The sequence below is a fragment of the Pantoea sp. RSPAM1 genome, from assembly GCF_038816185.1.
GTDB lineage: Bacteria > Pseudomonadota > Gammaproteobacteria > Enterobacterales > Enterobacteriaceae > Pantoea > Pantoea ananatis.
Genome location: NZ_CP046137.1, coordinates 3,806,607 through 3,821,579, shown reverse-complemented (window position 1 = coordinate 3,821,579; position 14,973 = coordinate 3,806,607). Strand labels below are relative to the sequence as shown.

Genomic DNA, 14,973 nt, shown 5'->3' with positions numbered 1-14,973 from the left:
CATAGCGTGGGCGCGCGAGGCATCAGCATCATGGCAGATTAAAAATCGGCAGGCTGCCTGAAGGTCATGGCATTACCAAACGCCGGGTGCGTGATGGTCAGCGATTCGGCGTGCAGCAGAAGACGATCTGCCATGGCTTTCGCTTCCGGATGTGCGTAAAAACCGTCACCCAGAATCGGATGGCCCAGCGCCAGCATATGTACGCGCAGCTGATGCGAGCGCCCGGTAATCGGTTTGAGCGCGACGCGCGCGCTGTTATCGTCACCGTATTCCACAACCTGGTAGTCGGTTTGCGCCGACTTGCCGGTGTCGAAACACACTTTCTGCTTCGGGCGATTAGGCCAGTCGCAAATCAGCGGTAAATCCACCATGCCCTTCTCCTGGGCCGGATGGCCCCAAACCCGGGCCACATAAGTCTTTGCAGGCTCGCGTTCACGAAACTGGCGTTTAAGCTCGCGCTCTGCGGCCTTTGTCAGGGCGACCACAATCACGCCGCTGGTCGCCATGTCCAGCCGATGCACAGATTCCGCCTCAGGATAATCGCGTTGGATCCGCGTCATCACGCTGTCTTTGTGCTCGTCAAGCCGACCGGGTACCGAAAGCAGGCCGCTGGGCTTATTCACCACCATGATATGGGCATCCTGATACAGAATGTGCAGCCAGGGCTCAAGCGGCGGATTGTAGGGTTCCATACTCTATTCCAAAAAAGAGGGCCTTGCGGCCCTGAACTTATTGATGCGTAACCACAATCAGACGCAGTGCATCCAGTCGCCAGTTGGCTTCATCCAGACTCTCCAGTACCTGCTGGCGATTCGTTTCCAGCGCCTCGACCTCATCGTCACGGATGTTGGGGTTAACGGCCTTCAGTGCTTCCAGACGTGATAACTCGGCCCCCAGCTTTTCGCTCGCCTCGCGCCGTGCAGCGTCAATAACGGCACGAGCTTCACTGACGACTTCTTTTTCAGCCAGTGTCAGGATCGCGTGTACGTCCTGCTGTACGGCATTCACCAGCTTACTGCCGGTGTGGCGATTAACGGCATTCAACTGGCGGTTGAAGCTTTCGAATTCCACTTTACCCGCCAGGTTCGTCCCGTTGCGATCCAGCAGCAGGCGCACCGGCGTAGGGGGCAGGAAGCGGGTTAGCTGCAGATGTTTCGGTGCCTGGGATTCCACCACGTAGATCATCTCGACCAGCAGTGTCCCCACAGGCAGTGCCTTGTTCTTTAACAGCGACAGCGCACAACTGCCGGTGTCACCTGACAGAATCAGATCCAGGCCATTACGGATTAACGGATGTTCCCAGGTAATAAACTGCGTATCTTCACGCGACAGGGCCTGATCGCGATTAAAGGTGATTGTACAGCCGTCTTCCGGCAGGCCCGGAAAGTCCGGAACCAGCATATGATCTGAAGGTGTCAGCACGATCAGGTTATCACTGCGGTCTTCCTGATTAATGCCGACGATATCAAACAGGTTAAGAGCAAAGTTAACCAGTTCGGTATCATTATCCTGTTCGGCAATGGTACTCGCCAGCGCCTGGGCGGCTTCACCACCGTTAGAGTTTAGCTCCAGCAGGCGGTCGCGGCCCTGTTCGAGTTGGGATTTCAGCGCATCATGCTGCTTACGGCATTCGCTAATGAAATCATCAAACCCGTCGCTGTTTTCCGGTGCGGCAAGGTAGTTGATCAGCTCTGCGTTGACGCTGTCGTAAATGGCTCTGCCGGTCGGGCAGGTGTGCTCGAACGCGTCCAGCCCTTCGTGATACCAGCGCAGCAGCACGGCCTGGGCCGTTTTCTCCAGCCAGGGGACCAGAATCTGAATATCGTGCGCCTGGCCAATACGATCCAGTCGGCCAATGCGTTGCTCCAGCAGATCCGGGTTAAACGGCAGATCGAACATCACCAGACGGCTGGCGAACTGGAAGTTACGGCCTTCGGAACCAATTTCGGAGCACAGCAGGACTTGTGCGCCGTTCTCTTCAGAAGCGAACCAGGCGGCAGCCCGATCGCGTTCTATGATCGACAGGCCTTCATGGAACACGGCGGCGCGAATCCCTTCACGTTCACGCAACACCTGCTCCAGTTGCAGTGCTGTAGCGGCCTGAGCACAGATCACCAGCACTTTCTCTTTACGGTTGCTGGTCAGATAACCCATGAGCCATTCAACGCGCGGATCGAAGTTCCACCAGGTGCCGGTATCGCCTTCGAACTCCTGATAAATCTGTTCCGGATAGAGCAGATCGCGCGCGCGCGCTTCTGCGCTTTTACGTGTGCCCATAATACCGGACACTTTAATGGCCGTTTGATACTGAGCCGGCAGGGGCAGACGAATGGCGTGTAACTCACGTTTCGGGAAGCCTTTCACCCCGTTGCGGGTATTACGGAACAGCACGCGGCTGGTACCGTGGCGATCCATCAGCATAGAAATGAGTTCGCTGCGCGCGTCCTGTTTGCCTTCACGATCGCTGTTTGCCACCTGCAGCAGTGGTTCAATATCCTGCTCGCCGACCAGTTCATTGATCATATTCATCTCGTTTTGTGAGATGGCATGATCGGCCAGCAGCGATGTCACCGCATCGGCAATCGGGCGGAAGTGCTGCTGCTCTTCAACAAAGGCGGCAAAATTATGAAAACGGTCGGGGTCAAGTAAGCGCAGGCGCGCAAAATGACTCTCCATGCCCAGCTGTTCTGGCGTCGCGGTCAGTAACAGGACGCCCGGCGTTTTTTCAGCCAGTTTTTCGATCACCTGATACTCGCGGCTTGGTTCGCCTTCGGACCAGGCCAAATGGTGCGCTTCATCCACCACCATTAAATCCCAGTCGGCGTCCGCCAGCTTATCCAGACGCTGTTTGTTGCGACGCACAAAGTCCAGCGAGCAGATAATCAGCTGTTCGGTGTCAAAGGCATTGTCACTGTCGTGCTGCGCTTCAGCGTAACGATCGTCGTCAAACAGGGCGAAGCGCAGGTTGAAGCGGCGTAGCATTTCTACCAGCCACTGATGTTGCAGGGTTTCTGGCACGACGATAAGTACGCGCTCAGCACGGCCTGCCAACAGCTGCTGCTGGATGATCATGCCGGCTTCGATGGTTTTCCCCAGGCCGACCTCATCCGCCAGCAGAACGCGCGGCGCATGGCGGCGGCCTACGTCGTGGGCGATATGCAGCTGGTGGGGGATCAGATTGGTACGCATGCCGCGCAGGCCGCTGACGGGCAGGCGATACTGCTCACTTTGATACTTACGTGCGCGAAAACGCAGGGCGAAGCGATCCATACGGTCGAGCTGGCCTGCAAACAGCCTGTCCTGGGGTTTGCTGAACACCAGTTTACTGTCGAGCATCACTTCACGCAGCATGACGTGGGTTTCTTGGGTATCAAGGCGCGTGCCGATATAGGTTATCAGGTCATTGTCATTGCGTACTTCATCGACCTGCATCTGCCAGCCTTCGTGGCTGGTAACGGTATCACCCGGATTAAAAATCACGCGGGTGACCGGCGAGTCGCTGCGAGCGTAGAGGCGATTTTCCCCTGTGGCTGGGAACAGCAGGGTGATCATGCGCGTATCAATCGCCACCACGGTGCCTAATCCCAGTTCACTTTCTGTATCACTAATCCAACGCTGACCTAATGTAAAAACCATATAATTTTTGCTCGAATTTTTAACGTTTTTGGAGGTGTTCCCCATTCTCAGGCAATAGCATTTCATCCAGGCAAAAGGGCCTGGTGCGTCATGTCAGAGCAGTGAGTGTTGAGGAAGGGCGCTATGGTACTGGATGGCAGGGCATTCGTCACCTGTCAAAAAAGGCCTAACTGCCCTGTAATGAGTGTAGCAAAGTCGCCATCGACAAAAGGCAGAATGCCTTCGGCTACGGGCTGCAGCTGTTTAGTTACGTAGTGATCGTAGTCCAGCGGCGTGGTTCGGGCCTCTACCGGCTCGGGACCGCCGGTGGCAATCACGTAACGAATGCGGCCCCCGGTTTGATATTGCAACGGCCGGCCTAGCTTACGATTCTGCTCATCAGCCAGACGGGCGGCGCGGACATGGGGCGGCACATTGCGTTCATACTCGTTCAGTGGGCGGCGCAGGCGCTTTTTATAAATCAGCCTGTCGTCCAGCTCACCTGCCAGCAACTGGGCCACCGTGTTACGCACATAGTCTTCCCACGGCTGGCGATGAAATATGCGGCTGTAAAGCTCTTGCTGAAACTGCTGTGCCAGCGGCGTCCAGTCGGTGCGTACCGATTCCAGTCCTTTAAACACCATACGCTCACTTTCGCCTTCCCGAATTAAGCCTGCATAGCGTTTTTTACTGCCCTGTTCAGCACCGCGAATCGTCGGCATCAGGAATCGGCAAAAGTGATTTTCATACTCCAGCTCCAGGGCGCTGGTCAGGCCGTATTGCTGCTGCAGGTGTTCACGCCACCAACCGTTGACCTTCCCGGCCAGTGCCCGGCCAATTGCCTCTGCCTCGTCTTCATCCCGGGCAGATTTCAGCCAAACGAAGGTCGAATCGGTGTCGCCATAAATCACATCGTAGCCTTCAGCCTCAATGAGTTCACGGGTTTGCTGCATGATGGCATGACCGCGCAGCGTGATAGACGAGGCCAGACGAGGGTCAAAAAAGCGGCAGGCGCTGGTGCCGAGCACGCCGTAAAACGCATTCATGATGATTTTCAGGGCCTGCGACAGGGGTTTATTGCCCTGTTTTTTCGCGGTTTCGCGCCCCTGCCAAATCTGCTCTACGATGGCCGGCAGGCAATGCGTCTCACGTGAGAAGCGCGCCTCGCGAAAACCGGGCACCGAGTCCGCATCCGTTGGGTGCGCCAGACCTTCGATGAGCCCGACGGGATCGATCAGAAAGGTGCGGATAATTGAGGGATACAGGCTTTTATAATCCAGCACTAACACGGAATCATACAGGCCCGGCCGGGAATCCATCACGTAGCCGCCGGGGCTGGCTTCCGGCGCCACATCGCCCAGATTCGGGGCGACAAAACCGGCCCGGTGCATGCGGGGGATGTACAGATGACCGAATGCCGCGACGGAGCCGCCGTGGCGGTCGACTGCCAGCCCGTTAACGGCTGCGCGCTCCAGTAAAAACGGCATGATCTCGGTTTTATGAAAGATGCGCGTGACCAGCTCGCAGTCCTTCAGGTTATAGCGCGCCAGCGCCGGTTTATCATTGGCAAAACGCCAGTTGATCTCTTCCATGCGCTGCCATGGGTTATCAATGGCTTTGCCTTCACCGAGCAGCTGTTGCGAAACAGATTCCAGACTAAAAGAGGGAAAATCCCAGAAAGCGGATTTCAGGGCATCGATGCCGTCAATAATCAGGCGACCTGTCGCCTGGGCAAAAAACACGCCGGGTTTAAACCCATGCTCTCGCCACTCCAGCGCGGCCTGCTGGCGGCCAAGACGTAACGGAATGCCGTAGCGATCGGCGTGTTTCTGCAGCACGCGCAGGTCAAACTGCACCACGTTCCAGCCGATGATCACATCCGGATCGTTATCGGCAAACCAGCGATTCAGCGCCTCCAGCAACTGCGGGCGGCTCTCAAGATAGATAAGTTCGAAATCCAGTTCGCTGGCGTCGCCGTTAGGCGGTCCCAGCATGAAAACCTGGCGCTGTCCGCAGCCTTCCAGACCAATGCAGTAAAGCTCGCCATGCTGGGTCGTTTCAATATCCAGCGAGACCCACTTCAGCGGGGGCCGGTAATCAGGGTGCGGTTTAAGCCGCGCGTTTACGAGTGCATCGCCGCGCGCCTCACCATCAAACCATACGGGCGCCGTAATAAACCGCTCCATCAAATAGCGTTCAGGTGGGCGAATATCGGATTCATACAGCGGAATGCCGCTTTCACGCAGTTTCTTTTCAACCCACTGCAACTGGCGATGCTGCCGGCAGTACAGGCCAAATACGGGACGGCGGCGAAAATCTTTTAATCGCAAAGGCTGCATCCGCAACTGGCGCTCGCCCTGCAACAGCGTGTCGACCTGCGCCTGATATTCACAGGGAATAAACGTCACTGATTCCTGCAAAGGCAGCACAACGCGCTGAGCACCCTCGTCGGTGGCCAGCCACAGCGTAATTTCGGTGCCTTGCGGCGTGTCGCGCCAGTGACGACTGAGCAGAAACCCTGCGCGGGGCTTATTCACGTATTCTCCAGGCAGATAGCGAGTCGGACATCTCATTTACCAGTATAACATGGATATTTATACAGTGTCTGCCGGTGCGTTTTGTCAATATTGGCCTACAATTCTTGCCTTGACGCTGTGATGTCTGCTCTGGACAATCCAGCCTTCTGCTTTTTCTGAGGATTGATATGGAAGCCTGGGTTGAACACCTGATTACACAGTCGCTGGAGTGGGCGCTGTTTGCCGTCGCGCTGGTGACGTTTCTGGAGTCACTGGCGTTCGTGGGGCTGTTACTCCCTGGCACCGTCATGATGGCGAGCCTGGGTGCGCTGGTGGGCAGTGGACAGATCGGCTTATATCCCGCCTGGGCCGCGGGCTTCATAGGCTGCCTGCTGGGCGACTGGGTTTCGTATGGCATTGGCTGGAAGTTCCAGGGGCCGCTTCATCGCTGGAAATACCTGCAAAAGTACAAAGGGCTGCTGGATAAGACCGAACACGCGCTGTATCAGCACAGCATGTTTACCATTCTGGTCGGGCGCTTTGTCGGGCCAACCCGGCCGCTGATCCCGCTGGTGGCGGGCATGCTGGAATTGCCGGTACGCAAATTTCTGCCCCCCAATCTGATCGGCTGTATTTTATGGCCTCCGCTCTATTTATTGCCGGGTATTCTGGCAGGCGTCGCGATTGATGTCCCGAAAGAGGCCCAGGGCGGCCATTTCATCTGGCTGTTATTAGGCGTTGCTATCCTGGTATGGCTGGGATGCTGGCTGTGCTGGCGCTGGTGGCGCAGTGGAAAAACGCGCGACTGGGCGACGGCGTATTTGCCACCCGAACGTCTGCGCTGGCTGGCGCCGCTGAGTTTTGTGGTGGCCGTTGCGGCGTTCGTCGGCATCCAGTTTCATCCGATGATGCCAATTTTCCGCCACCTGTTGTGGCAGGTCTTTATCGGTTAACGGCGCGGGATGCCGAGCACGTCGGCTTCCCGTATGTTCCCTGACAACAGTGCGTCCGTCGCGCCCTGCCAGTAAACGCGTCCATCCACCACCACCACGCTACGTGGCGCTATCTGCTGTGCGTCTTCAAGACTGTGTGACACCATCAGCAACGTAATCGCACGGGTTTCGCAGACGGCGCGCACCAGATTAAGCATCTCACCGCGCAGGGCCGGATCCAGCGCCGAAAAAGGTTCATCCAGCAGCAGCACCGGGCGATCGCGCAGTAAACAGCGCGCCAGAGCAACGCGCTGGCGTTGGCCTCCCGAGAGCTGGCCCGGCAGGCGTGACAGCATCTCACTGAGTCCGACCTGCTGCGCAATGGCCGTCACCTGTAGGCGCTGATCTGAAGTCAGCTTAAGACCGGGATGTAAGCCCAGCCCCAGGTTCTGTTCTACGCTCAAGTGCGGAAACAGGTTATTTTCCTGAAACAGCATTGATACCGGGCGCTGGGCGGGCACGCTATTCGTATGGTCAACACCGTTAATCGTCAGGCTGCCCTGGCTAACGGGCAGAAAACCGGCAATCAGGTTTAATAACGTACTTTTACCTGCCCCACTTGGGCCGAGAATCGCCAGTCGTTCGCCGCGCCCGGCATGAAGGGAAAAACGCATCGGCAAATGCTGATACAGGTAAGTCAGATTATTCAGTGTCAGCATGGCGGCCCGGTAATTTTTCCATCAAGGTGAACAGAGACAGGCAGAGTAGCAGCAATAACAGTGCAGTAACGGCGCCATCGGCGCCGCGATAGGCGCCTATCTGCTGATAAAGATAGAATGGCAGCGTGCGGAAATCGGCATTACCAAACAGCGCCACGACGCCAAAATCTCCAATCGACAGCACGCAGGCAAACGCCAGCGCCTGTGCCAGCGGACGTTTCAACGCCCGCAGTTCAATCAGCCACAGGCGGTTCCAGCCGCTGATGCCCAGTGCCCCGCACAGGTGGGCGTAACGTTCAGCGATATCCCGCATCGGGTTTTCCATTACTTTCAGCGCGTAGGGAATCGCGATTAACGCATTGGCAAAGATCACCACGCCATCCGCGGAGTCCGGCAAGCCGGTCGTGGCGTTCAGTAGCAGGAAAAAGCCGGTTGCCAGCACGATACCGGGCATGGCCAAAATCAGCATGCCGCTGGTGTCCATGATCTGTGCGGCGAGTGTATGCTGCCGCAGGCGCAGCTCCCGGCTGCTCCACAACAGCATGGTGGTCAGAACCAGACACAGCACGCCGGCGCCGATCGCGATGCGTAACGAGGTCAATGTTGCCTGCCATAACGCCGGTTGCTGTAACGCGCCCTGAAGGCCGCCATCCAGACCATCTACGATCACCGCCAGCAGCGGTGGCAGCAGCAGCAGCAGGGCGAAAATGATGATGGCGGCGTCGCTGACGCGGGCCAGCGTGGAATCCTGAGGATCGCGCCAGCCGTGCAGTTGCGGGCTACTCGCCGGAATGGCGTTGCTGAGGCGCTGGCTGAGGAGCACCAGCACCAGGCAGCAGCTGAGCTGAATCAGCGCCAGGAGCGCCGCGCGGCCCGGATCGTAGTCATAGCTTAACGCCTGGAAGATGGCCAGTTCGATGGTGGTCGCCTGCGGCCCGCCACCCAGCGAGAGCACGGTGGCAAAACTGGCAAAACAGAGCATAAAGATTAATGCCCCGGTGGGCAGGAGCTGGCGGCGCAGCCAGGGCCATTCAAGCAGCCGGAAATGATGCCAGCCACGTATGTTCAGTTGGGCAGCAAGCTGACGCTGTTCGGCAGGAATGCTTTCCAGCGCCTGCAGCATCAGGCGCGTGGCCAGCGGCAAGTTGAAAAACACATGGGCCAGTAAAATTCCCTGAAGCCCGTAAGGCGAGAAGTGATAGTCCACGCCAAGCCAGGCGCAAAGCTGCGCCAGCCAGCCCACCCGACCATAGACGGTGAGCAGGCCGAATACGGCCACCAGCACGGGCAGAACCAGCGTCATGGCGCACAGGCGCAGCAACACCTGACGTCCGGGAAAGCGCCGCCGATAAAGGGCTCGGGACAGTGGAATAGCCGGCAGCAAGGAGAGCAGGGCGGAAAGCAGCGCCTGCTTAAACGAAAAGCCAATAACATGATGCAGATACGTATCCTGCAGGACAGACCGCCAGTCGGTTGCCGGCGCCGCCATCCACAGTGCTGTGAAGGCCAGCAGCGCCACGCTGCAGAGCATCAGCGTGGCGAGCGAACCCGGAATCAGCCAGAAAGGGATTAACGGCTGACGGCGCGTTGCCATTGGCTAACCCATTGCGAACGGTGGCTGGCAACCTCTTCTGGTGAAAACTGCAATGTTGTCTTTGGCACGCTGAGCGAGGCAAACCCGGCGGGCAGGTCAGTTTTGATCACCGGATACATCCAGTTCCCGGTAGGGATGGTGTTCTGAAAGGCTGGCGTAACCATGAATTGCATAAACTGTTCTGCCAGTTTGGGCTGCTTGCTGTTCGCCAGTCGGGCGGCCACCTCTACCTGCAGATAGTTGCCTTCGGCGAAGGATGCCGCAGCATAGTTATCTTTTTTCTCTTCAATGATGTGATAAGCCGGTGACGTGGTATAGCTCAGCACCAGATCGCTCTCGCCTTTAAGAAACAGGCCGTAGGCTTCACTCCAGCCTTTGGTGACCGTGACGGTTTTCTTCGCCAGCTTTTGCCAGGCCTCAGGCGCGTTGTCCCCGTAAACCTTTTGCATCCACAGCAGCAGGCCAAGACCCGGCGTGCTGGTGCGAGGATCTTCATAAATCACGCGCCATTTTTCTGGGCTTTCAACCAGTTCTTTCAGGCTTGTGGGAGGATTTTTTAGCGTGTTTTTGTTGTACACGAAGGCGAAATAACCGTAATCGAACGGCACAAAGGTGGTGTCCTTCCAGCCCCCGGGCACCTGCAGCTCACGGGTATCCACGTCGCTTTTGGCAAACAGGCCGATTTGCTGCGCGGCCTGCAGAAGGTTGTTATCCAGGCCGAGTACCACATCGGCCTTTGTGTTCTTGCCTTCCATACGTACACGGTTCAGCAGCGAAACACCGTCTTCCAGCGCGACAAATTTCAGCTCGCAACCGCACTGGGCTTCAAAGGCTTTTTTGACGGCCGGACCCGGCCCCCAGTCTGCGGAAAAGGCGTCATAGGTGTAAACCGTCAGGACAGGTTTGGCCGCAAAGACCGGGGCAGAGAGTAACAGCAGCACGGGCAGGACGTTTTTTAACACTTTGCGCTCCTAGGCGGCAGGGTTGAGTCGCAAAGGATCTGAGCACAACAACCTCTCAAATCCCTACGTCGGTATTAACCGATTCAGGTTCGACGGGTATGTCTCAGCGCCCTGACACTGTGGAAAGGGGCACCCCGTTGAGAACGCCACATTCTAGTCATTAAATGCGCAATGGGAAAGGCTCACAGCGAAGGCGGGGCAAACCAGGCGGATTTAAAATCAAACCAGCCCAATGTATTCATCCGCACGCCGCGCATACTGCGCTGGCCCTCCAGCAGCAGCCAGTGATGAAACAGCGGATGAAGCCAGCTATTTTCCACCAGGTGTTTACCCCATTCGGCGAGGGAGAGCGTTTTTTCACGCCAGCGCGTGGCATCTTGCTGCCAGTTAACAGGCAGGCAGTGCTGCATCAACGGCGTTTCGTATAACAGGGCAAACAGGGAATATTCGAGGGGCAGGGTAAAATTGACGCTGCCCAGCCAGATATCACTCTCGCCTTCGCCCTGATGCCAGCTTTCGTAACTGACTTCCCGGGTGTTTAACGTAACGCCCTGTTCTGCCAGCAACGGACGTAAGGCATCCGTAATACTGACATGCTCAATATGCTGGTTATACCAGGTTAACGTCAGGCTCGTGAGGCCCGCCGGTTTGTCCACTGGGGTCAGATCGCGGCGATGATGCCAGCGGGGTAGCAGGCCGTAAGCCGGAAACCAGTAGCGCTGATAACCCGTGCCCGCATTATTGAGGAGTGCAATCGGGTTGAGCAGGTCGCTGAGCCAGCGTCGAATATCGCGATCGGCCATTTTTTCTGAACGCTGATCGAACAGTAAATAGTAGCAGCCTTCTTCAAGCCGGCTCTCTTCCTGTTTCTCATCGGCTTTTTCGCCCTGCAGGCGAACCCCTGCATAAACCAGCTCGTCACTGATCTCTGGCAGTACCCACACCGACACATCATCGATCAGCGCGCGATAGCCAAAGTAGTCGTCAAACGCTTCTATCTTCAACTGGCTGTGCTGATTACGGACGACCCGATAAGGACCTGTTCCCACAGGATGACGGGTAAAATCGCGAATTTCAGGCCATTCCCGTGGCAGAATCATGGCGCTGACGCTGCCCAGCAGCCAGGGCAGCCAGCTATCGGGCTGATCCAGATAGATATCCAGGGTCCAGGGGGCCGGTGAGTCGAGCCGTTGGATATGAGAAAACAGGGGGGACTGACGCAGGCGTTCCAGGCTTGCGATCACATCGGCCATGTCCAGCTCCCGGCCATGATGAAAACGAATGGCAGGACGTAAAAAAAAGCGCCAGTGGAGATTGGATGTTTGCTGCCAGTGATGGGCGATATCGGCTTCGATTTCCCCCTTTTCCTCATTTATGCGCGTCAGGCCGCTAAAGATCTGGCGGGCAATATGGGTTTCCGAACGGCGCAGGGGCGAACCGGGTAACAGATTAAGCAGAGGGCGATAATAGAGGACGCGCAAAATATGTTTGCCCTGGCGGAAGCTCCGCCCCAGGTGGGCGCTGATCATCTGTCTGACCTGATCTTTATCCCCCACCAGCTGGACTAGCTGATCGATACGATCCTGCTCCAGAAGATCTTCGGCACGCTGCTGCTGGAGCGCGAGCCCGGTGTAGCAAAAAGTCATCAGGGAACGTTTGCCCCGTCCGGCTTCGGGCTGCCAGGTGAGCCAGCCAGCCGCTTGCATTCTGTTTAGCAGGTTTCGCATATGGCGACGCGAACAGTGCAGCAAATCAGCCAGTTCGCCCAGGGTTGTTTCCTGTGGTTGCCCCTGGCAATTTTGCCACAGACGAATGAACTGCTGCTTCAGACGTGATGACGACATAAAAGAGGAACTCCCTGAGAAAGGCGCTCTGTTTTTCTTACCTCATTTTAGAGGCAATCTTTCCTGTATTGGAAGAGCGGGAGGCATTCAGTAATGAATGGCGCTCTGACATGGACTGGCAGCGATGTCTGTCCCTTCTGAGTAGTGTGTTACGATTTCGCCAGCAGGGTAATTCTGCTGGTTTTTTTTACGTTGCAGGTTTGGGTCGGGGATCCATTGTTCCCGTTTCTCCCGTTGTTCTGTCAGGGATAAGGCATGAAATCTTTGTTATCGTTCTCGCGCCGTTTCAATCCGGTCTTTTTGGCTTTTATGGTGACCGCCTTTATCCTCGGCGTGGCCGGTGCGCTGCAGGCGCCGACGCTGAGCCTGTTTTTATCGCGAGAAGTGCAGGTGCCACCGCTGTGGGTCGGGCTGTTTTTTACCATCAATGCCATCGCGGGCATTGTGGTCAGCATGATGATCGCCAGGCGCTCCGACAGCGTCGGCGATCGGCGTAATATCATCCTGGTGTGCTGCATCCTTGCCCTGGCAAACGCCATACTGTTCGCGTTTACCCGCCATTACCTGACGCTGATAACGCTGGGCGTGCTGTTATCGTCGCTGGCGAACGTCGCCATGCCGCAGCTCTTTGCGCTGGCGCGAGAATATGCCGACAGTTCCTCGCGTGAAGTGGTGATGTTCAGTTCCATTATGCGCGCTCAGGTGTCGCTGGCGTGGGTGATTGGGCCACCGCTGTCGTTTGCGCTGGCGCTAAATTTCGGTTTCGTTACGCTGTTCAGCGTGGCGGCCGGCTTGTTCTTTCTCTGTTTCCTGCTGATCTGGTTTACCGTGCCCTCGGTGCCGCGTGCGGCTTCCCTGATGCAGTCGGGCGGGATCCCCCTGAGCGGCTGGCGGATTCGTGATGTGCGCATTTTGTTTGCCGCATCAACGCTGATGTGGACCTGTAACACCATGTACATTATCGATATGCCGCTGTGGATCAGCAACGATCTGGGCCTGCCCGAAAAGCTTGCCGGTCTCTTAATGGGCACAGCCGCCGGGTTGGAAATCCCGGTCATGATCCTGGCCGGTTTCTATGCCAAACGTTGGGGTAAGCGAAAGATGATGGTGGGCGCGGTAGCCTCCGCCGTCGTGTTTTACAGCGGCCTGATTTTGTTCCACAGCCACCTGGCGCTGCTGGTCCTGCAGGTGTTCAACGCCCTGTTTATCGGCGTTGTCGCGGGCATTGGCATGTTGTGGTTTCAGGATCTGATGCCGGGGCGGGCAGGCGCAGCCACAACCCTGTTTACCAACAGCATTTCGACCGGCATTATTTTGGCGGGGTTATTTCAGGGCACACTGGTTGAACATTTTGGTCACGGCAGCGTGTACTGGGTGATTGCCGCGATTGCTTTATTGACGCTGGGAATGATACGCAACGTTAAAGACGTTTAATAAACACGTTCCCCCGACAGAACAGTGCCGGGGGAACGGTGCTTTAGAGCACAATCCGCTTAATATCGCCAATGATAAAGATATAGGCGACTAAGCCAATCACCGCAGTGATGCCAATATACACGAGCGCATAAAAAAAGCTGCTTGTCATTGAAATGATAATGCCGATAATCAGGGGCGCTAAAATCGAAGCCATATTGGCGCAAAAATTAAATATACCACCAGTGAGCCCTGCCATAGAAGCTGGAGCAATATCTGCGATTATTGTCCAGCCCAGACCGACCATGCCTTGTCCAAAAAAGGCAATGGACATGACGATGATAACGGCGCTATCTGAACTCATCCAGTTAGCCGCGATAATCGTGCCGGAAAGCACCAGGCCGCTAATAACCGGAAGTTTTCGGCTCAGATTAATAGATCCTGTTGCATTCAACAGTTTATCTGAGAGCCACCCGCCAAAGAAAACGCCTACAGCGGCAGCCATAAATGGCCATACAGAGAAAAAGCCCACCTGAAGCCATTCCAGTTGACGTTCTTTCGCTAAATAGGTGGGAAACCATGTCAGAAAAAACACCAGGGTCGTATTTCCAGCGAATTGTCCGAGACTGGCGCCAATAATTTGTCGGCAGCAGAGTAAACGTTTGGCATCGGGCCAATTAAAGGGCGTGTTTTTTAATGTTTCAACAGGTTCATTATTATTAATGTAATCAATTTCTTCCTGATTGGCTTTCTGGGATGCTTCAGGCTCATGGTAAAGTCGCCACCAAATAAACGTGAACAGAATACCGGCGCCGCCGGTAATAAAAAAAAGGCTGCGCCAGCCGTGATACTCCAGAATGAGATAGAGTAAGGGCGAGAAAGCCGCCAGACCAATATATTCCCCGACGGTATAGGTTGCGGTGGCGCGGGCACGTTCATGACGCGGGAACCATTTTGCCACTACGCGACTGTTAACTGGAAAACAGGGGGCTTCGCTCAATCCTAGCCCCAGCCTCAGGAAGATCAGAGACTTGAGCCCAAGAGTAAATGTTTGCAGCAGGGTGAAAATCGACCAAAACAGCACGGAAAGGGCGTAGGTCAGTTTGTTACCAAACCGATCTAAAAACATCCCTCCGGGGATTTGTGCCAGCGTATATGTCCAGGCGAAGGCGGAAAAAGCCACGCCCATCATAGCGGGATCGATTTCAAGTTCGCGGGTGATTTTTGGCGCAACGATGCCTAAAATTGTCCGATCAAGATAGTTAATCATTGTGCCAGCGGATATTAATAACAGAATGATTATTCTGACTTTCGTGGGTTTATTTTTCGGCATGTGCCTGCCAGCGTGTTCCTCTTTGTATAACTTTTCCATGATGTA

General features: G+C 56.0%; 10 protein-coding genes and 1 riboswitch. Of the genes, 2 read left to right on the top strand and 8 right to left on the bottom strand.

Annotation, left to right across the window (positions count from 1 at the left end):
* Positions 1 to 38 precede the first annotated feature (38 nt).
* From rluA to polB, 3 genes are all read right to left on the bottom strand, one after another.
* On the bottom strand, positions 39 to 692 hold the full coding sequence (rluA, locus tag GKC68_RS18470; RefSeq protein WP_014592894.1) for a bifunctional tRNA pseudouridine(32) synthase/23S rRNA pseudouridine(746) synthase RluA: 654 nt from the start codon (positions 690 to 692) through the stop codon (positions 39 to 41).
* A 37-nt stretch (positions 693 to 729) separates the two neighbouring features.
* Entirely contained in the window at positions 730 to 3,636 is a 2,907-nt protein-coding gene (gene rapA / locus GKC68_RS18465) for an RNA polymerase-associated protein RapA (RefSeq protein WP_047713603.1), read from the bottom strand.
* A gap of 155 nt (positions 3,637 to 3,791) precedes the next feature.
* The gene (gene polB, locus GKC68_RS18460; RefSeq protein ID WP_028724664.1) at positions 3,792 to 6,152 is read right to left on the bottom strand and encodes a DNA polymerase II; all 2,361 of its coding nucleotides are present in this window, start codon (positions 6,150 to 6,152) and stop codon (positions 3,792 to 3,794) included.
* Positions 6,153 to 6,319: 167 nt separating this feature from the next.
* On the opposite strand from polB, the gene GKC68_RS18455 reads away from it, so the two are divergent.
* Positions 6,320 to 7,084 carry a DedA family protein gene (locus GKC68_RS18455; RefSeq protein ID WP_013024585.1) on the top strand — a complete coding sequence of 255 codons (765 nt, stop codon included), beginning with the start codon at positions 6,320 to 6,322 and terminating at the stop codon, positions 7,082 to 7,084.
* On the opposite strand, the gene thiQ is transcribed toward GKC68_RS18455, so the two are convergent.
* From thiQ to sgrR, 4 genes are all read right to left on the bottom strand, one after another.
* Positions 7,081 to 7,782 (bottom strand): thiamine ABC transporter ATP-binding protein ThiQ, encoded by a 702-nt coding sequence (gene thiQ, locus GKC68_RS18450; protein ID WP_047713576.1) that lies wholly within the window; start codon positions 7,780 to 7,782, stop codon positions 7,081 to 7,083. The two genes, GKC68_RS18455 and thiQ, sit on opposite strands and share 4 nt — an antisense overlap.
* Positions 7,766 to 9,376 carry a thiamine/thiamine pyrophosphate ABC transporter permease ThiP gene (thiP, locus tag GKC68_RS18445; protein WP_047713577.1) on the bottom strand — a complete coding sequence of 537 codons (1,611 nt, stop codon included), beginning with the start codon at positions 9,374 to 9,376 and terminating at the stop codon, positions 7,766 to 7,768. The genes thiQ and thiP overlap by 17 nt, the downstream gene beginning before the upstream one ends.
* Complete coding sequence (gene thiB / locus GKC68_RS18440) at positions 9,352 to 10,338, bottom strand: thiamine ABC transporter substrate binding subunit (protein ID WP_272844124.1); 987 nt, start codon at positions 10,336 to 10,338, stop codon at positions 9,352 to 9,354. Before thiB ends, thiP begins: the two co-directional genes overlap by 25 nt.
* Before the next feature lie 42 nt (positions 10,339 to 10,380).
* Positions 10,381 to 10,485: riboswitch (TPP riboswitch) on the bottom strand.
* Positions 10,486 to 10,520: 35 nt separating this feature from the next.
* Positions 10,521 to 12,182 (bottom strand): HTH-type transcriptional regulator SgrR, encoded by a 1,662-nt coding sequence (sgrR, locus tag GKC68_RS18435; RefSeq protein WP_342656389.1) that lies wholly within the window; start codon positions 12,180 to 12,182, stop codon positions 10,521 to 10,523.
* A gap of 255 nt (positions 12,183 to 12,437) precedes the next feature.
* Here sgrR and GKC68_RS18430 point away from each other — a divergent pair, with 255 nt between their 5' ends.
* A complete protein-coding gene (locus GKC68_RS18430; RefSeq protein WP_028724668.1) occupies positions 12,438 to 13,616 on the top strand; it encodes an MFS transporter in 1,179 nt (392 codons plus the stop codon).
* A gap of 43 nt (positions 13,617 to 13,659) precedes the next feature.
* On the opposite strand, the gene GKC68_RS18425 is transcribed toward GKC68_RS18430, so the two are convergent.
* Positions 13,660 to 14,967: an MFS transporter gene (locus GKC68_RS18425; RefSeq protein ID WP_033778112.1), complete on the bottom strand. Its 1,308-nt coding sequence runs from the start codon at positions 14,965 to 14,967 to the stop codon at positions 13,660 to 13,662.
* Positions 14,968 to 14,973 lie beyond the last annotated feature (6 nt).